The following is a 17,975-nucleotide window of genomic DNA, read 5'->3' as shown; positions in this document are numbered from 1 at the left end:
TGATATCAGATTGTAAATGCTGCCTTAAAGCGTGGGAATGGTGCCGCCGTCGATTACGTATTCAGTGCCGGTGAGGTAGGCAGCCCTGGGTGATACGAGGAAGCCGACAAGTTCTGCAACTTCCTGTGGCCAGGCAGCTCTGCCGAAAGGAATGCCCCCAAGGGCATCCATAACGCCGCTGGCCGCCTGTTCAACGCTGCCGCCTGAGCTCTCAGCGATACGCTCCATCATTCTGGCCGATGCGATGGTCATGATCCAGCCTGGCGATACGGTGAGTACGCGCACACCTTTAGGCGCCACTTCATTTGATAAGCTTTTGCTATAATTCACCAAAGCTGCTTTTGCCGCTGCGTAAAGCAAAGTGGAATCGTATAATGGCAATTTAGCCTGAATAGATGCAATGTGGATAATAACCCCATTGCCCTGGCTGATCATTCCGGGTAAAAAGCCGCGGTCTAACCGGACGGGCGCTAAAAGATTGGTTTGAAACGACGATTCCCAATCTTCATCAGAAAGTACCGCAAAACCACCTCCGGGTGTTTCTGAGCCGCATAAATTGTTAATTAAAATATCCAGACGACCGAATTTTTGAAGTATTTCATCTACTACTTTTTGCGTTCCTTCCGGTTTGCTTAAATCTGCCGCTATGAAATGGGTGTTTTCATTTTCTTCTTCCGGCTTGTTTCTCGCCGTAATGATTACCGTTGCGCCTGCTTTTAGAAGGCGATCGGCGATGGCTTTTCCAGCGCCTTTACTGCCTCCGGTTACCAGGGCAATTTTATCTTTCAATTCGTTTTCAAAATTAAATTCCATAACCGTGTTGATTTGTTCAGGACAAATTTCAGCACAATGCTACTTTCTGACAAGTAGGGAAATACGATTCAGATAGGGATAAATTTATCCCTATTAAACCGATGCGAGCATATGTTTATATTTGCATGATGTACGAAAGAAAGACAATGCCCAACCTGAATTGCGGGGCTCGACCTGATTGGTGAAGTGCTGTATGGAAAATGCGGCTTTTGTGGTTTATCATCGAAGGCTTTCAACGCCCCAGCGAGCTGCAACGAAAAATTCCGGGAGCGTCCAGCCGGGTGTTGAATGTGCAATTAAAAGAACTCGAGAATCACGAACTCGTTGAAAAAATCATCTACCCCGTAGTCCCGCCCAAAGTCGAGTATTTCCTTACCGAATTCGGAAAGTCGCTCATTCCTGTCATAGGCGCCATCGGGCAGTGGGGCGACGAGCATGATCAGCGTTTACGGACGCTGATCGAAAAGAACATTCAGCCTTAGTAACCAAATTTCCCTGGCATGCCTTTGCCAAAATATGCTCTATTTCTGCAAGTAAGCCGGGAATTGGTGTGTCGCTCGTATTAGTGAGGCAGAGCGAGCCGTTGGTCGTTAATGCCCCGATCGTCTGTTCCATTCCTTTGCCCGAACGCACCATTGGGCCATACAGTGCTTTCAGTTTCAATGAACCGAAATCGGTACTATATCTGACTCTGACCAGATTGGCAACCATAATGTGATGATTAAATGCCTGTTTTAGTGCATCCAGCATTTGCTGCATATCATTGTGCCAAAAACAATGTCCCGGAAAAAAGACAAATAACCTGTTGTATATTCAACGGAACTGGTCCCGGCGAGCCCTGCTTTTGCTAGTCTTGCCAAATCCCAGAAAGATAAATACCGCTGGTTTTCAAAAAACACAGAATGGGTAGTAATGTTCAACCCAAAATTATCGTCCAGATTCAGGGCCCCTCTGGTTCAAATGGGTGAAACCAATTCCATTCTTGTATCGTCCCATTCTGGCCGCAGATTCCTCGACGCTATTAAAACGGTCGCACAAATGGCGCCGTGTACGCTTGTGTTTTCTTGTCGCGCACGTTCAACAATATGTGCGTTGTGCTTTCAGAAAAGCGGTGCGAGGAAACCAATGGATTAACAATATCCGTCTTCATTTTCAGCTTTGGCACCTGTTTTACCATCTCTGTTGGCAGGTCTTCCGGCAACCAAAGCGTTTCGTCGTTAAACACCTGTGCCTCCATGAGTTCAAGTTCGTTTCCAGTGACGGCCAGTAAAATGTCCCGCGTCAAATAGCTTAAAGATGTTCCATCTGCCACAGTGTGGTTTGCAGACAGGATCAAAACGATGCTATCTGTTTTTTGTACCAAAACAACTCTTAATAGCGGGCCTTCTTCGGTATTAAATCTTACAGAAAGTTCCTTTTCAACTTCCTGCTCCCAGCGGTAATCCGGCTCTGCATGCACCACACGCAGTGGAATGTGCAGGTTGTTTACATGCTGCAATGTGGGCCGGGAAAGTTCATCCGGCACAACGCTCACAGAAAGGTTTGGATGGCGTTGTTGTGCCATGTCGACGGCCTTACTCCATTTTTCAACGGGCTGTGTACCGGAAATGTCCGCGGCCAGGGCGAAGTCTTTGGAGTCAATTTGGTCCAGAAGCCAAAACGCTTTTTCGAATGCACCTAATGTGCGGTTCTGTTGTCCTTTCATTTTGCATTGAGTTAAGATGACAGGGGCGGTTTTGAATTGCGTCCCTTAAACTGAATGCAAAATTGACAGGTTGAAATATGGGAAAGAATGGACAAAAGTTGATGACACAGGTACATTTTGCCAATGCTTACTTCACCAATATCAGCTTACTTGACTTGACTGTCGAATTTGTCAATGTCATAAAAAATTGTCTTACCCGCCCAAACCTTATTGGAATTTAAGAGAAAAAAGGGATTTGGCGCATTACGAATTTTTCCTGGTGGGCCAGGCAGCCAAATGGTTAATCCAGTGCTTTTGATCTTTTCAGGATAACACTCTTGATAAATGAGCGATTGTTATCCCCCCATTCGTTCATTTGTCTTAATATAGGCATCAGTGTTTCTCCGCGCTCGGTAAGGCGATATTCTACCTTGGGTGGTAGCTGATGATAAATTTTCTTTTCAATCATTTCGAATTCTTCCAGTTCCTTCAACTGCAGATTTAAAACCCGCTTGGTTGACTGTGGAATCTCGCGGTGTAACTGGCTTGGGCGGTTGATCCCTATTGATATAGCCAGTAATAAATTTGGTTTCCACTTGCCACCCAGTATTTCTTTTGTCATCGCCAGGCCACATTCGAGCGGCAGGGGCATTTTTTTTTCGTACATCTTCTTTTTTGTCTTAATTACAAAAATAAGCATAGATTCACAACAGGCATATAGGGGACAAAATTATCCCCGTAGGAATATATTCCCTCTTATTGACTGCCCTAGTTACTGATGTGAACTTTGTAAACAAAAAGCAAAAATGCAAAATCGTTCAAAAATAAGGGTTGGAATTGTTGGCCTGCAAGCGGGCAGGAGTTGGGCTGCCGTTGCGCATCTGCCCGCTCTTGGTCAATTGACTGACCAATATGAAATAGTGGGTGTCGTGAATTCCAGTCTGGAGAGTTCGCGCGCTGCTGCCGAAGCCTGCCGGATTCCATTGGCTTTCGGCAGTATTGAAGAAATGGCTTCATCTGAGGAAATTGATTTGATTGTAGTAACAGTCCGGGTCCCGTTGCACTACGATGCGATCAAGACCATACTCTCGCATGGGAAGCATGTCTATTGCGAGTGGCCACTCGGGCGCTCGCTGGCAGAAGTAGAAGAATTAGCTGCAATGGCGCATGAAAGATCAGTAATTGCTGTTACTGGAACGCAGGCCCGTGTTTCTGTGGCCATACGTAAAACGGCTGATCTGATTAAAAATGATTTTATCGGCTCTATCCTGTCGAGCAGCATACGAGGTTGGGCAGCTCCCTGGGGTGATACAATCACCGACACAAAAAATGAGGAGTATTTACGAAAAAAGCAGAATGGTGCTGATCTGTTGACCATTCCTTTTGCTCATACACTTGCGGCAGTCTGTGATGTTTTGGGAGATATCAGGGATTTGTCCGCAATAGTGCACACACGATACCCAAAAGTTAAAGCACTTGACACCGGCAAGTTTATAGATGCTGACGCTCCCGATTTCATCTCGGTAATTGGAAACCTAAATAAGGAAGCTCCATTTTCAATTAATTATCAGGGCGCTAATTCTGTAAATGGTGATGCTATTATTTGGGAGATAGAAGGGTCGAAGGGGAAAATTGTCCTTAAAGCCCAGACCGGGCACACCCAGATGGCAGATTTTACAATCAGCCATTATACTCCGTCAAGCCAGGAGCCAGAGCTGATCAATATTGATAATAAAGAGGAATCCTTTGGACCTCATACAAATGTTAGAGAAATGTACAACAGAATCGCAAGCGACATTTTACATGGGACTAACTCAGCCCCTTCATTTGACGATGCGGTTATTCTGCATAAGCTGATTGATGACATTCGTTTTTCTTCCTCCCGAAAGCAATGGGTAATTCCATCAACGCATAGCAGAAATCTGCCTGACGTATAATACCAACGATATTCTCTGATTAGCTGACCCACAATTTTTGCTTCTTTGGTTGCTACTGCCGTTGCTTTTAAATCGAAGAGGCCTATTTTGATATTTCTAGATATGAATAGTAAAAAATTGCCCCTGTGTTTTGATAGGTTTAAAAGCGACTATACAGTTTTCTGGCTTTAATGCTATCGAAAAGCATACGAGACGTTTGCAGTACTTTTACAAACACTGCTCCTTTAACAAGAAACGATAAGCCTTATGCGTGCGGCCCTGATAAGGCCGCTGTCCATAAGGCTTCTACCGATTAACCGCCCTGCGGCAGCGGCCGCAGGGCGCGATTTTTCAGACTCACCCCGATTTTAGTTTGCTGTAAAAGTTAAGCCGGCACACTTAAGAATCACTATGTAAAGCCTTGTCAGATATCTCTCAAGAAAGACTGATGCCTGTATTGTTTGAATAGGGCTGCCTGTTTGACCATTATCTTCTGATCCTTGATATATTTAATTTGCATGGCAATCGTATTTTGATTTCTGAAAATGTTATAAATTAACGCCTGATTGGACTAGTGGCTTTAAATAAAACGCGGGTTCACGGTCTATTGTAAAACGATATTCATTTTCGGTAATTGTTTCAGCTTGGCTTTGCTCGGAGATCACAAACTGATACTCATTTTGCAGGCTCTTATATAAATAATCATTAAGCGTTTTTGCTGTCTTTTGAAACCAGATTTCCAGATCAGGAAAGGCGTTATCGATGTTGGAAAGATTTTTGCAGGATTTATAATTCCAATTTATCCCGGATTGAATGCCGTTGCTGTGAGCCTGAATCTTTGCTGAAATATCAATACCTGCTTTTTTGATCAGTAAAAACACACGGGGAGAAATATCCGGCACTCGCAATTCCAGTTCTGATTCAGGCATCAGCGCTATCCAAGCCCGTTTTCTGACCCCTCCTATAAGCCCAGCAATATCAAACTTAGCACTGAAACAAAAGCGTCGCCCTGAGCATAAAAACCAGTGAAGTGCAAACTCTTGGGCTCAATACCAACACCCAAGAGCGCGCAAAGTTTTTGGAGGTTATCATAACTGTATTATCATCCTAATCCCTGGACGCAAATCAGTCCCATATTCTTGTATGTTGCTCTTGGATAGTCTTACGGATTAAACCCAAATCAAAAACGTATTCTCCTAACAGAGGAAGCGATAAAAGAAAAAGAATCGACTGTTACAAACCAAAAGTAGTCTAAGCCTACAGTGTTCTAAAAATGGGAAGCTTACATAGGGGACAAATATAATCAAAATACCAGCAAATGACCAAAAAGAAACGGTTGAAAATCTTAACTAAAAGTCTAATTTTCAACCGTTTATATACTATTATTTGCAGTTACTTTGCGCTCCTACTTCCCGATACAAAACTTGCTAAAAATATTATCCAGCAAATCATCCGTCACGATCGTGCCGGTGATTTCGCCCAGATGATGCAGGGCCAGCCGGATGTCCTGGGCAAGGAAATCGCCGGTTACGCCCAGGGATAAACCGTTCAGAACATCGGCAAGTGAATCAAACGTTTTCACCAGATGCTCGTAATGCCTGAGGTTGGTGACAACCGTATCGGCGGCGGCTTGCCCGTGAACCAGTGAAACAAGCTTTCCGGTCAGGGCCGGCAGGTTTTGCTGCGTATGGGCGGAAATAGGGACAATATCAGTATCATCTGCGGACAGACGCGCGTAAAGTTCCGGATTGATGTCTGTTTTATTTAAAACAAAAAGTACCTGTTTCCCGGTCGGAAGCAACGCTGCCAGGGCTCTGTTTTCAGCCAAAGTTTCGGCGCTGTCAAAAAGGAAAATCACGATATCGGCCTTTTCCATAGCCGCCTTGGATCTTTCAATGCCGATGGATTCCACCAGGTCGGTCGTTTCACGGATGCCCGCAGTGTCGATGAAACGGAATTTGAGTCCGTCGAGGACGATGGTATCCTCGATCACATCGCGGGTGGTACCAGCGACGCTGGTGACAATGGCCTTTTCTTCATTCAGCAACGCATTCAGCAAAGTGGACTTCCCAACATTGGGTGACCCGATAATCGCCACAGGAATACCTTCCTTGATGGCATTTCCATAGTCAAAGGATTCGATCAGCGGCGCAATGGTTTCCTGCAATGAGGTGATCAGTTGCCGCAGGTCATCGCGTTCGGCAAACTCCACATCCTCTTCGCCAAAGTCCAGTTCCAGTTCGATCAGCGAAGCGAAATGGATAAGTTCCGTTCGTAACGACGCGAGTTTTTTAGAAAACCCGCCCCTCAGCTGGTTTAATGCTGTTTTATGGCTCGCTTCGGAATCGGCCGCAATGAGGTCGGCCACCGCTTCTGCCTGTACCAGATCGAACTGGCCATTCAAAAACGCCCGCTGGGTAAATTCACCTGGCTTGGCAATCCTGGCCCCTTTCTGAATCAACAACTTCATGATCTGCCGGATGATGTAATCCGAACCATGGCACGAAATCTCGACGGAATCTTCTTTTGTAAAGGATCTGGGTGTTTTGAAAACCGTCACCAATACCTCATCTACGATGTCCGATTTGTTATATATCGTGCCAAAATGTACGGTATGGCTCTCCGCCGTTTCAAGGTTTTTTCCCTTAAAAATGGCATTGACAAGTGCAATACTTCCTGATCCGGACACCCGGATAATGGCAATCGCCCCCACTCCTGAGGGCGTTGCAAGAGCACAAATCACTTCCTGCTGATGGATTGAAAAATTATTCATACTGCAAATATCGTATTCAGTATCCGATAATCTGAACAAGAGATGGTGCTAATAAATTAGCTATCGGCAAGTGACACTTATTGATTGCTTAAATTCCGCATTCAAAATGCACCAAAAAGTAACTTTTACCATCAATTAGTTGTATTTTCAGGTCACCATTTGCTACTCTACACCCTTCCGGTCATGAAAGTATATTTTCTCCTTCCAGTTTACCTGTTAGTCAGCACACATTTGTTGGCACAAAGTTTCAAAAATACTTATCGCGTTCAGGGGGATAACGATATAACAAAAGTAATTCCGGCCAAAGATCGGTTTATGCTTGAAAATTTCAGGAAAGGAACCGTTTATTTCAGGAGCGGAAAAAAAACCGAAGCAATGCTCAATTATAGTTTCCCGCATTCGGAAATACTATTTATCAGCACTAAAAATGACACATTGCGTCTGGCCGACAACGATCTTATCAGCCGCATCATCATTGACGATCTGCTGTTTTATTATTGGCCTGATCAGGGTCACCTCCTGGAAATTGCGAATTTCAATAAAGTAAGACTCACCAAAAGACAAGAACTGATTGTGAGCGACACCGACAATTATCCCGGATATGGCAGGATTTTTTCAGACGGAAACATTACTTCCTACTCAACTGTGGAAAATTTAAAAGGATATTTTCAACCGTTAAAAACCGCAGGCGTAGTATATCTGAAAAAAGCGACAAGCTACTTTTTGATGGATCAAAATGACCGCTTTCGCCCCGCTTCCAGGGCCAATCTGATTAAAATATTCCCCCGGCACAGGAAAGAGATCGACCGCTATTTGGCTGAAAATAATGTCAGCTTCTCGAATGAGCAGGACTTGATCAAACTTCTGGAATATTCTCAATCGCTCTAAGCATTCCGCTACTGTCAAAGAGCTGTGAGCTCTATCTTATTTGTTCAAATTTTGTTTTGGCCAGGTGTTAGCCCCCATTGTAAAATTATTTACCGATATTTTTTGTTACCAGCTATCTTTGGATAATTTTTAAAAACTTCTGATATTCTGCCTTGGCCACTTTGCTTCACGAAACACTACCCATTATCACCCACCAGCTTCCACTTATGGAGGCCTTTTACACGCTACAGGGCGAAGGCCAGCACAGCGGGAAGGCAGCCTATTTCATTCGTCTCGGAGGCTGTGAGGTAGGTTGCCACTGGTGCGATGTAAAAGAGTCATGGGATGCTGATATCCATCCCAAAACCTCTATCGAAACCATTGTGCAGGGTGCTTTGGAATATCCCGGAAGGCTTGCCGTGATTACCGGAGGCGAACCGTTGATGTACAATCTCGATGCACTTACAACGCAGCTGAAAGCCGAAGGATTCAAAACCAACATCGAAACATCGGGGGTTTACCCATTCACAGGCCATTGGGATTGGGTGTGCTTTTCCCCCAAAAAATTCAAAACACCGCATCCCGATATTTACCAAAATGCGAATGAGCTAAAAGCGATTATTTACAACAAAAGCGATTTCGATTTTGCTGAGGAACATGCTGCACTGGTAAAGGAAGACTGCACTCTTCTTTTGCAACCCGAATGGAGTAAACACGAACAGATGCTGCCTTTGATAATTGACTACATCAAAGACAATCCAAAATGGAAAATGTCGTTACAAACCCATAAGTATATGAATATTCCGTAATGTACCGTCAGTTTGCTAGTCTGATTCTCCTTTTCTGGCTTTCGATATGTTCTCTTCAGGGCCAGGATTTACCCTCTTCCCGTAAGGCGAGGGATCTTTACGAAAAAGCACAAAAGGCCTGGCAGGCAAGGCAGTTGCATGAGGCGGCCAGCCTCTATGAAAAGGTACTGGAAACAGACCCCGGACATTACGAAAGTAATCTTCGCATGGCACAGATCTCGGAACTGCAGCGCAACGCGGATCTTTCCAAAAAATATTTCCAGAGATTAATTGTCATACGTCCGGCAGACCCGCAGTCTGCTGCCGGTTACCAATGGCTGGGACGGGCTCATTTTCAGGCAGAACGGTACGACTCAGCCCAGTATTACTTTGAAAAAGCATTGCCGCTTTTCCCTCCGAAATCCAGCCTTAACCGGCTCACAGAAAAACTGATAGCCTCCTGTAAATTCGCGAAAGAGGCGGTAAAAACACCTCTTGACATCAAAAAATACTCGCTGGGAGATACCGTGAATTTTCTGAGCTCCCAATACTTTCCGGTGTTAACGGCTGATAACGAAACGCTGATCTTTACGGGGCTAACATCCGAACGTGACGAGAACATATACATAACGCACCGTATTGAGAAACACTGGGATGTTCCCGAACAAATCTCGAAAACCATCAATTCGGCCAACAACGAAGGTACCTGTTCCATTTCCGCCGATGGACGAACGCTCGTATTTACGGCCTGCAACCGGGAAGATGGCTACGGCAGCTGCGACCTTTACATTACCCGCAAGGAAGGAAACGACTGGTCGACGCCGGTGAATATGGGGGGCGTCATCAACAGCCGCGACTGGGAGTCTCAACCTTCCCTTTCGGCCGACGGGCAGGTATTGTACTTTGCTTCCGACCGCCGCGGCGGATACGGCAAGAAAGATATCTGGGTAGCTCGCGTCAATGCAACAGGAGAATGGGATGAACCTAAAAATGCGGGAATGGCTATCAATTCTCCGGAAGAAGAAGTGGCCCCCTTCATTCATGCCAACAACCGCACGCTGTTCTTCTCTTCGAATGGTTTTCCCGGCATGGGTGGCTTTGACCTTTTTATCTCCCGGTTATCGGATACCACCTGGGCGGCCCCTGTCAATATCGGATATCCCATTAACACCGTAACAGACCAGGTGGGAATGTTCATCGCTTCTGATGGCATCCGGGCCTATTATACCGACGAAAGTACCCGCAATGGGAAACCCATGCTTTTCACTTTTGAACTTCCCCGAAAATTAAGAGAGATGATTATCCCGACCCGGTACGCCAAGGGAAAAATTATCGATAAAAAAACATCAGAACCCGTTACCGGGCATATAGACCTGTTCGATCTGCAGACACAAAACAAGGTAGGTACCTACCAGGCTGACCCTAAAACCGGAAGTTTCCTGGCGGTACTGAACCAGGGAAGCGATTACGCCTTTTATGTTTCTGCGGAGGGGTACCTTTTTAAAAGTTTATCCTTCAGTGTGCGCGACTCTGCATCCACCGTTAATCTGGAAATACCTCTGGAAAGTATAGAGAAAAATCGGGTGGAAGTGCTGCACAACATTTTCTTCCGGACTGGCTCTTATGAACTGGACGAAAAATCAAAAGTGGAGCTGAACCGGCTCGCTGGTTTCCTCTCCGAAAACAAAACAGTCCGGATAGAAATTGCCGGACATACCGATGACGTAGGGGCAGACGCCGCTAATCTGGAACTCTCCCGGCAGCGCGCCATATCGGTAACCAATTTTCTTAAAAATTCAGGAATTTCGCCCGATCGGCTTCTGGCAAAAGGTTATGGTAAAACTGTACCAGCAGTACCAAATAATTCGGAAGAAAACAGGCAGAAAAACAGGCGGATTGAGTGGCGCATCCTTTAAGAAACTTGGATAACGGAAGGAAATTTCGCACTTTTGTACCCCAACTTATGTTCACTCATCGGTGAAATGGTGTTAATATAAGATACCCCCACACTATTCAGGTAAAGGTGGCGCAGACTTCCCGAGCCGGAATGAAAAAACGAAATACTAAATATTACCCGAAAGAATTCTGATGACACCCGAAAAAATTGACTGTCTGATTATCGGTTCCGGCCCTGCCGGTTACACCGCTGCCATATACGCTTCACGGGCCGGACTTAATCCGGTTTTATACCAGGGCTCACAGCCTGGCGGACAACTTACCATCACTACCGAAGTGGATAACTACCCGGGCTATCCTGATGGTATTTCAGGCCCGGAAATGATGATTAATTTTGAAAAACAAGCCAGAAGGTTCGGAACGGATATCCGTTACGGCATGGCAACCGAGGTAGATTTCACCGGTTATCCGCATAAAGTGATCATTGACGGCAAAAAAGAAATTGAAGCCAATGCAGTCATTATTTCCACTGGCGCTTCTGCCAAATGGCTGGGCATTGATGGCGAAGAAAGGCTGAATGGCCGCGGCGTTTCCGCTTGTGCCGTTTGTGATGGTTTCTTTTTCCGTGGCCAGGACGTTGTAGTGGTTGGGGCAGGAGACACGGCTGCGGAAGAAGCCAGTTATCTTGCCAAACTTTGCCGTAAAGTTTACCTGCTGGTAAGACGCGACGAAATGCGCGCCTCCAAGATCATGCAGAAACGTTTGGAGACACTTCCCAATATCGAAATTCTCTGGAATACCGAAACCGTCAGACTGAACGGAGAGGAAGAACTGGAAAGTGTTTTGGTACGAAACAATAAAACCGGCGAAGAAAGCGTACTTACAGCAACCGGTTTCTTCGTTGCAATTGGCCATAAACCCAATACGGATATTTTCAAAGGTTACCTCCACATGGACGAAACCGGATATATCCAGACCATCAAAGGAAGTTCGTGCACCAACATCAAAGGCGTATTTGCCTGTGGTGACGCCCAGGACAATGTATACCGCCAGGCAGTAACAGCTGCCGGAACCGGTTGTATGGCGGCTTTGGATGCAGAGCGTTTCCTGGTGGAAAGAGAGGTGGAAGTGGCGATGGAAGAGACCGCTTAGAATAACCCAAAACAGTTAGAAATTTAAAAGTCAGCTTACTTAAGGGCCCTGTTAAGTAAGCTGGCGGTATTTTTATTTATGAAAGGAACGCTTATTACAGGTTTGTTGATATTGGTGTGCATCATCTCGCAAAACGCGCAGGCACAGGAACGGGGTAAATTTAAAAATAACCCAAAAATCAACCAGACCGGTAACAACGGAAATGAAGGTCCCACAAAAGCTGCAACACCACAGGTCGAGGATGAATACCAGGTAGAAAGTTCAAATCTTAAATTTCAGAGCCAGTTTGAACCTGTAAAACCGCTTAATCCGGTTGTGAGTGAAGATACTTCCACACTGGATGAAGGAGAGCCCGAGGTAGTAGAAATGGTGGATTCCCTGCTCGTGGGAGACGACTGGGTAAAAGCTGCAGAATATTACGCCATCTGGGATGCCCGTATCATTAATCCCTATGGCCTTAATCCGCTTGACTTTGACGAGCCCATAGATCTTAAATTGTATGACCCCGCAATAAACCGCCTGTGGAGTACCCCCATGACCATCACCCGGCCTACATCCAATTTTGGTTACCGCTGGGGCCGCTGGCACAATGGTACAGATCTGGACCTGGATACGGGCGATTCTGTCCGCAGTACCTACGACGGAATGATCAGGATTGTAGCCTGGGATGGAAGCGGTTATGGGCGTTTTATTGTGGTGAGGCACTATAACGGACTGGAAACATTGTACGGCCATTTGTCCAAACAGCTGGTTGAGTCCGGGCAGATTGTGAAAGCCGGGGAGGTCATTGGCCTGGGCGGAAATACGGGAAGAAGCACGGGGTCACATTTGCATTATGAAAACCGCTACGAGGGAAATCCTTTTGATCCCCGTAATATTTTTGACTGGGAGCAAAAGCAAATCCGCTCCGACCATTTTATGCTTACCAGTGAGGTATGGAACCATTTAAGGGGCAAGTCAAGTAAAAGTGAATTTGAATCCGGTGATGCTCCTGCTTCCTATACCCGATCCGTACTGCATAAAGTACGATCCGGAGATACTCTTTCTTCCATTGCATCGCGCTATGGTGTGAGTGTATCGTCTATTGCAAGAAGGAACCGAATTTCTACGCGCTCAACTTTACGCCTTGGGCAGAAGCTGCGCATCAAATAGCTATAAAATGAAACTTGATATACTTGCCATTACCGCACATCCGGACGACGTGGAACTGTGTTGCGCCGGGACCTTGCTTACGCAGATCGCGCTCGGAAAAAAAGTGGGTATTGTGGATCTTACCCGGGGAGAACTCGGCACGCGCGGGACACCCGAAGGCAGGTTGCAGGAGGCGCAAAACGCCGCTCGGGTTTTAAACGTATCTGTCAGGGAAAATGTTGGACTGTCCGACGCCTTCTTTACCAACAGCGAGGATCAGCAAAAGGCCATTATTCCTTTTATCAGGAAGTACCGCCCGGATATTGTTATCACGAACGCCATTGACGACCGTCATCCTGACCATGGCCGTGGTGGCAGGCTCGTTGCGGACAGCTGCTTTTATGCGGGCCTCCGGATGATCAAAACCCTGGACGAAAAGGGTACCGAACAGGAAGCCTGGCGGCCCAAAAATGTTTTTCACGCCATCCAGGATCGTTATATCCAACCCGATTTTGTGATCGATATTTCGGAGGTGCATGAGCAGAAGCTGCAGGCCATCCGCGAATTTAAAAGTCAGTTTCATGTTCCTGAGTATAACGCGCTAAGCAACGAGCCGCAGAGCTATATCTCCACACCCGATTTCCTTGAGTTTATTATTGCCCGCGCACGCGAAATGGGCCACGCCATTGGGGTTCCCTACGGCGAAGGATTCACCTCCTCCCGTATGCTGGGACTGAAAGACCTCGGTGTGTTTTTGTAATATCTCAAAGCTAAATGCCTCAAAAGAAAGTTGAGGAAAGGTCAACCTTTTCAGCAATTTTATCGTATATCAACTGTACATCAAACCAGTAACAGTATGAAACAGATCGCAATGAGCCTGATGACTTGCGTGTTGGCCGTTATGTTATATGATTGTTACGGACAATCGGACAACAAACCCGCTGAGAAAAAAAGCGATATACCCTTCAGCAGAACTGATACCAAAAAAGTGAAGAAATCCAATGAGGAATGGAAGAATCTGCTCACCCCCGAGGTATATGAGGTGGCGCGCCTGAAAGGAACAGAACGGCCTAATACCAGCCCGTTTGAGCATTCCAAAGAAATTGGTACTTATTACTGCGCCGTTTGCGGTAACGCCCTTTTCAAAAGTGATACAAAATTTGAAAGCGGCTGCGGGTGGCCGAGCTTCTACGAGCCCATAAGTAAAAAATCGATTATCTATGCCAGCGACAAAAGTTATGGTATGGAACGTACCGAGGTAATGTGTGGCAGATGTGACTCTCACCTGGGCCATGTTTTTAACGATGGCCCTCCGCCAACAGGTTTGCGTTATTGTATCAACGGGGTGGTACTGGATTTTGAAAAAGCTCAAACAGCCGAGAAAAAATATAACAAAACAAAAAAATCGGAGAGCGGCAGTTAGTTTGCAGAATCGGATATTTGAAAAGCCGGGGTGGTCCTTATCAGGAAATGCTCCGGCTTTTTTCTTCCCTGCCTGTTGATCCATATCTTCAGAATGCAAGCGGCGCTGTGCAACACATCCCGTATTCCCATCTGAGTTTCCCACCAGTTAACAATAAATTAATAATTTTTTCTTCTCAGAAAACGGTCTCTTCTCAACTTCGGGCAGTACTATTGTCATAGCAATTGACTTGATGAAACGGAAAACGCTGCTACTTCTCGCCCTACCTGCATTTCTGCTTATCTCTTTTAAAGCCAGCCAGAAGAGTAACAAGCAGCCCATCGGTACGGACCTGACGCTGGAATATTTCGTAAAAAATACCGGGGCACTCGCTCAGTCAACAAAGGATCTGTATGATGCGATCAGCATGCTCAGCGCAGATACCTCTTCCGTTATCAAAGCCCGCAAACAACTTGCTGTAAGTCGCCTGCATTTTAAAAGTATTGAATTTTTTACGGAATATTTCTTTCACAGTGAAACACGGATGTACAATGCCGCTCCGGTTTTTGAAGTGGAAGAGCCCACACTTGAACTGGTGGAACCCATGGGGTTTCAGCAGATTGAGGCCCTGTTATATGATCCGGAAGTACTACACAACAAACAAGCGTTGCTGCTTCACGCGGACGCGCTGTATACTTCGGTACAAGACTTAAAATCATTGCTGTACCAGTTCGAGATCAGTGACGAACAGGTACTGGAAAGTCTGAGAATTGAGCTGATCCGTATCATGGCCTTATCTCTTGCAGGTTATGATGCCCCTTCACTTAAAACCGGGATTGCCGAATCAGGTGAGGCAATGAGCGCTTTGCAGTATGTTTTAAAACCATATCTCAACCAAGACCCGCCGGGTAGTAAAACCCTTGTGACACTGCTGGACCTTGCGGTTAGATCCTTATCGGCATCCCAGGATTTTGACTCATTTGACAGAATGAAATTCCTGACGCAGATCGGGTTGCCGCTGCAAAAAGAACTTGGGATACTCACCCGAAAGTTGGGATTGGATATTAATTCCACTACCCATCTCAATCATCAGGCCAGCCATATTTTCAGTCCTGACGCTTTCCGCAATATCGGGTTGACGGATGATACGCTTAAAAACAAGGATATACAAAACCTGGGCAAAATGCTGTTTCATGACAAAGCGCTTTCCGGCAAACAGGTTAACAGCTGTGCCAGCTGCCATCAACCCCAGAATTATTTTAACGATAACCTTGTAAAAAGCCCTTCACTGCATGCTGGCTCCGTTTTAAAGCGTCATACTCCCACCCTCTTATATGCTGGCCAGCAACACATGCAGTTTTGGGACGGCCGGGCTGCCACGCTCGAAGACCAGATTAAAAATGTAATTTTCAATCCGTTGGAAATGGATGGTAACGAGGAACTACTTAGTGAAAGGATTATTGGAAGCGAAAAATACAGTCCCCTTTTTAAGGCCGCTTTTCCGGATAAAAATAGCAAAGAAACGGGCCTTTCCGAAATTGCCGTCTCCCTGGCCGCTTACGTAGCCAGCCTCAGCCCAATGAACTCGCCTTTTGACAGGTACATTGCAGGAGATAAAGAGGCATTATCCTCTGAACAAATTACGGGATTTAATCTTTTTATGGGCAAGGCCCAATGCGGTACCTGTCATTTTCTGCCCTATTTCAATTCGCTTTTGCCACCTCTTTATGACATTTCTGAAGTGGAAGTGCTGGGCACTCCCGAAAATGAAGACCCTGAGCACCCAAGGAAGGACGATGACCTGGGACGATACGATCTCTTCCATATCCGTTACTACAAGGGGGCGTTCAAAACACCCACCGTCAGAAATGCGTCAAAAACTGCTCCTTATATGCATAATGGTTCATTTCAAACATTGAACTCACTGATGGAGTTTTACAACCGCGGCGGAGGTACCGGGCTGGGCCTGGGTATAACGGACCAGACGCTCTCGCCCAATCCCCTGAATTTAACAGCTGCTGAAATTGATCATATCATTTCATTTATCGATTCTCTCACAGATTCCATTGCCAATTAAATACTCTAAAATGAAAACAACGTTTAAAATTCTCCTGCTCGTGATCCTCCCTCTTTTGGGGTTTTCCCAAAAGAAACCTGCTAAACTTCCTGCGCCATCAAAAAGACAACTAAAAGGTATCCAGGCCGACCTCATCCGCGGTCCCTATCTGCAGGCTGCCACGCCTACCAGTATGGTAGTCCGTTGGCGCACCAACGTATACGACAGAAGCCGGGTGAGATACGGTCTTTCCAGTGATAATCTGGAATGGCAGACCGACGACTCCACGCTGGTTTCAGAGCATATCATCAAGCTGAGCAACCTCAAACCCTATACCAAATATTATTATACGGTGGGTAACCTGGCAGATACCACACTGCAGGGAGATGCTTCCAACTATTTTTATACGCTTCCTGAAAAAGGCAGCCAGCAGTTGATCAGGGTAGCAGGTTTTGGTGATTGCGGAAACAACTCCATCAATCAGAGGCTCGTGCGCGATGCTATCGTTAAGGTAGTGGCAGAAAAACCTATCAATGCCTGGATCCTGATGGGAGACAACGCCTATGGCGACGGCACGGATGCGGAATACCAGGCCAAATTCTTCAATAACTACAAAGATAATCTGCTGAAAAACTACCCGCTTTTTACAAGCCCGGGTAATCACGATTACCACGACTTTGCATCTGCTTCGGCATCAGATAAACACAAAATTGCTTACTATCAGAATTTCACCATGCCCACGCAGGGTGAAGCAGGCGGCGTTCCATCGAATACCCAGTCGTACTATTCCTATGACATCGGGAATGTCCATTTTTTATCACTGGATTCGTACGGGCCCGACTTCAAAGGATTGTATATGTATGACGAGGGCGAGCAGGTGGAATGGGTAAAGAAAGATCTGGCCGCTAATAAAAGCAAATGGGTGGTGGCCTACTGGCATCACCCTCCCTATACCATGGGTTCTCACAATTCCGATACCGAAAAATCTCTGGTCAGCATCCGTCAGAATTTTATCAAAGTACTGGAAGAGCAGGGAGTAGACCTGATCATTTGCGGACATAGCCATGTGTATGAGCGTTCCAAACTGCTGAAAGGCTATTATGGGATGGAAGCCGATTTCGACTCCAAAAAGTATGAACTCAGTACTTCAACCGGACTGTATAACGGAACCAAAAATTCGGCTCCGTACCTGAAAAAGCAAGAGAATAACCAGGGCACGGTGTACGTGGTAAGTGGTTCATCGGGAGCATTAGGCGGGCATAAGGAAGGTTACCCGCACAATGCCATGTATTACTCCAACAATGAGATTGGCGGAGCCGTGATGCTGGAAGCAGAAGGGAACAGACTGGAATTGAAATGGATCTGCTCAGATGGTGAGATACGTGATCAGTTTACAATGATGAAGGATGTAAGCAAAAGCGACGAGAAAATTTTACTCAAGGACAAAATTCTGGCGCCTGCAAAAACTCCGGGCAAGTAACCGGGGCTTGTAAATAC

16 protein-coding genes are annotated in these 17,975 nt (G+C 46.0%); 11 read left to right on the top strand and 5 right to left on the bottom strand.

Annotated elements, in window-relative coordinates:
• Positions 1-24: 24 nt before the first annotated feature.
• A complete protein-coding gene (locus KOE27_RS08020; RefSeq protein ID WP_215238282.1) occupies positions 25-813 on the bottom strand; it encodes an SDR family oxidoreductase in 789 nt (262 codons plus the stop codon).
• 200 nt (positions 814-1,013) lie between these two features.
• On the opposite strand from KOE27_RS08020, the gene KOE27_RS08015 reads away from it, so the two are divergent.
• Positions 1,014-1,295, top strand: a complete 282-nt coding sequence (locus KOE27_RS08015; RefSeq protein WP_229252684.1) for a winged helix-turn-helix transcriptional regulator — start codon at positions 1,014-1,016, stop codon at positions 1,293-1,295.
• A 539-nt stretch (positions 1,296-1,834) separates the two neighbouring features.
• On the opposite strand, the gene KOE27_RS29590 is transcribed toward KOE27_RS08015, so the two are convergent.
• Positions 1,835-2,518 carry a condensation domain-containing protein gene (locus KOE27_RS29590; RefSeq protein ID WP_229252683.1) on the bottom strand — a complete coding sequence of 228 codons (684 nt, stop codon included), beginning with the start codon at positions 2,516-2,518 and terminating at the stop codon, positions 1,835-1,837.
• Between the two features lie 280 nt (positions 2,519-2,798).
• Positions 2,799-3,164 (bottom strand): winged helix-turn-helix transcriptional regulator, encoded by a 366-nt coding sequence (locus KOE27_RS08005; RefSeq protein WP_215238281.1) that lies wholly within the window; start codon positions 3,162-3,164, stop codon positions 2,799-2,801.
• 139 nt (positions 3,165-3,303) lie between these two features.
• Between KOE27_RS08005 and KOE27_RS08000 the strand changes: the two genes are divergently transcribed.
• Complete coding sequence (locus KOE27_RS08000) at positions 3,304-4,434, top strand: Gfo/Idh/MocA family protein (protein ID WP_215238280.1); 1,131 nt, start codon at positions 3,304-3,306, stop codon at positions 4,432-4,434.
• A gap of 527 nt (positions 4,435-4,961) precedes the next feature.
• Here the strand turns inward: KOE27_RS08000 and KOE27_RS07995 are convergent.
• On the bottom strand, positions 4,962-5,342 hold the full coding sequence (locus KOE27_RS07995; RefSeq protein WP_215238279.1) for a hypothetical protein: 381 nt from the start codon (positions 5,340-5,342) through the stop codon (positions 4,962-4,964).
• Positions 5,343-5,818: 476 nt separating this feature from the next.
• Complete coding sequence (mnmE, locus tag KOE27_RS07990; protein ID WP_215238278.1) at positions 5,819-7,186, bottom strand: tRNA uridine-5-carboxymethylaminomethyl(34) synthesis GTPase MnmE; 1,368 nt, start codon at positions 7,184-7,186, stop codon at positions 5,819-5,821.
• A gap of 183 nt (positions 7,187-7,369) precedes the next feature.
• Here mnmE and KOE27_RS07985 point away from each other — a divergent pair, with 183 nt between their 5' ends.
• The 9 genes from KOE27_RS07985 (at position 7,370) to KOE27_RS07945 (ending at position 17,958) form a co-directional block, all read left to right on the top strand.
• The gene (locus tag KOE27_RS07985; protein ID WP_215238277.1) at positions 7,370-8,074 is read left to right on the top strand and encodes a hypothetical protein; all 705 of its coding nucleotides are present in this window, start codon (positions 7,370-7,372) and stop codon (positions 8,072-8,074) included.
• 206 nt (positions 8,075-8,280) lie between these two features.
• Positions 8,281-8,862 (top strand): 7-carboxy-7-deazaguanine synthase QueE, encoded by a 582-nt coding sequence (locus KOE27_RS07980; protein ID WP_215238421.1) that lies wholly within the window; start codon positions 8,281-8,283, stop codon positions 8,860-8,862.
• Complete coding sequence (locus KOE27_RS07975) at positions 8,862-10,757, top strand: OmpA family protein (RefSeq protein WP_215238276.1); 1,896 nt, start codon at positions 8,862-8,864, stop codon at positions 10,755-10,757. The genes KOE27_RS07980 and KOE27_RS07975 overlap by 1 nt, the downstream gene beginning before the upstream one ends.
• Positions 10,758-10,929: 172 nt before the next feature.
• Positions 10,930-11,889 (top strand): thioredoxin-disulfide reductase, encoded by a 960-nt coding sequence (gene trxB / locus KOE27_RS07970; protein ID WP_215238275.1) that lies wholly within the window; start codon positions 10,930-10,932, stop codon positions 11,887-11,889.
• A 78-nt stretch (positions 11,890-11,967) separates the two neighbouring features.
• Positions 11,968-13,041 carry a M23 family metallopeptidase gene (locus tag KOE27_RS07965; RefSeq protein ID WP_215238274.1) on the top strand — a complete coding sequence of 358 codons (1,074 nt, stop codon included), beginning with the start codon at positions 11,968-11,970 and terminating at the stop codon, positions 13,039-13,041.
• Between the two features lie 7 nt (positions 13,042-13,048).
• A complete protein-coding gene (gene bshB1, locus KOE27_RS07960) occupies positions 13,049-13,780 on the top strand; it encodes a bacillithiol biosynthesis deacetylase BshB1 (RefSeq protein ID WP_215238273.1) in 732 nt (243 codons plus the stop codon).
• A gap of 96 nt (positions 13,781-13,876) precedes the next feature.
• Positions 13,877-14,443, top strand: a complete 567-nt coding sequence (gene msrB / locus KOE27_RS07955) for a peptide-methionine (R)-S-oxide reductase MsrB (protein WP_215238272.1) — start codon at positions 13,877-13,879, stop codon at positions 14,441-14,443.
• A gap of 232 nt (positions 14,444-14,675) precedes the next feature.
• Complete coding sequence (locus KOE27_RS07950) at positions 14,676-16,499, top strand: cytochrome c peroxidase (RefSeq protein WP_215238271.1); 1,824 nt, start codon at positions 14,676-14,678, stop codon at positions 16,497-16,499.
• A gap of 10 nt (positions 16,500-16,509) precedes the next feature.
• Positions 16,510-17,958: a purple acid phosphatase family protein gene (locus KOE27_RS07945; RefSeq protein WP_215238270.1), complete on the top strand. Its 1,449-nt coding sequence runs from the start codon at positions 16,510-16,512 to the stop codon at positions 17,956-17,958.
• Positions 17,959-17,975 lie beyond the last annotated feature (17 nt).

The sequence above is a fragment of the Dyadobacter sp. CECT 9275 genome (assembly GCF_907164905.1).
GTDB lineage: Bacteria > Bacteroidota > Bacteroidia > Cytophagales > Spirosomataceae > Dyadobacter > Dyadobacter helix.
Note: the sequence above shows the minus strand (reverse complement) of the source record. Positions and strands in the feature narration are given on the sequence as shown.

What these genes read in the sequence shown, in the direction of transcription:
- KOE27_RS08020 (WP_215238282.1), bottom strand. Translation starts at nt 813, where the DNA reads ATGGAATTTAATTTTGAAAACGAATTGAAAGATAAAATTGCCCTGGTA.
- KOE27_RS08015 (WP_229252684.1), top strand. Translation starts at nt 1,014, where the DNA reads ATGCGGCTTTTGTGGTTTATCATCGAAGGCTTTCAACGCCCCAGCGAG.
- KOE27_RS29590 (WP_229252683.1), bottom strand. Translation starts at nt 2,518, where the DNA reads ATGAAAGGACAACAGAACCGCACATTAGGTGCATTCGAAAAAGCGTTT.
- KOE27_RS08005 (WP_215238281.1), bottom strand. Translation starts at nt 3,164, where the DNA reads ATGTACGAAAAAAAAATGCCCCTGCCGCTCGAATGTGGCCTGGCGATG.
- KOE27_RS08000 (WP_215238280.1), top strand. Translation starts at nt 3,304, where the DNA reads ATGCAAAATCGTTCAAAAATAAGGGTTGGAATTGTTGGCCTGCAAGCG.
- KOE27_RS07995 (WP_215238279.1), bottom strand. Translation starts at nt 5,342, where the DNA reads ATGCCTGAATCAGAACTGGAATTGCGAGTGCCGGATATTTCTCCCCGT.
- mnmE (WP_215238278.1), bottom strand. Translation starts at nt 7,186, where the DNA reads ATGAATAATTTTTCAATCCATCAGCAGGAAGTGATTTGTGCTCTTGCA.
- KOE27_RS07985 (WP_215238277.1), top strand. Translation starts at nt 7,370, where the DNA reads ATGAAAGTATATTTTCTCCTTCCAGTTTACCTGTTAGTCAGCACACAT.
- KOE27_RS07980 (WP_215238421.1), top strand. Translation starts at nt 8,281, where the DNA reads ATGGAGGCCTTTTACACGCTACAGGGCGAAGGCCAGCACAGCGGGAAG.
- KOE27_RS07975 (WP_215238276.1), top strand. Translation starts at nt 8,862, where the DNA reads ATGTACCGTCAGTTTGCTAGTCTGATTCTCCTTTTCTGGCTTTCGATA.
- trxB (WP_215238275.1), top strand. Translation starts at nt 10,930, where the DNA reads ATGACACCCGAAAAAATTGACTGTCTGATTATCGGTTCCGGCCCTGCC.
- KOE27_RS07965 (WP_215238274.1), top strand. Translation starts at nt 11,968, where the DNA reads ATGAAAGGAACGCTTATTACAGGTTTGTTGATATTGGTGTGCATCATC.
- bshB1 (WP_215238273.1), top strand. Translation starts at nt 13,049, where the DNA reads ATGAAACTTGATATACTTGCCATTACCGCACATCCGGACGACGTGGAA.
- msrB (WP_215238272.1), top strand. Translation starts at nt 13,877, where the DNA reads ATGAAACAGATCGCAATGAGCCTGATGACTTGCGTGTTGGCCGTTATG.
- KOE27_RS07950 (WP_215238271.1), top strand. Translation starts at nt 14,676, where the DNA reads ATGAAACGGAAAACGCTGCTACTTCTCGCCCTACCTGCATTTCTGCTT.
- KOE27_RS07945 (WP_215238270.1), top strand. Translation starts at nt 16,510, where the DNA reads ATGAAAACAACGTTTAAAATTCTCCTGCTCGTGATCCTCCCTCTTTTG.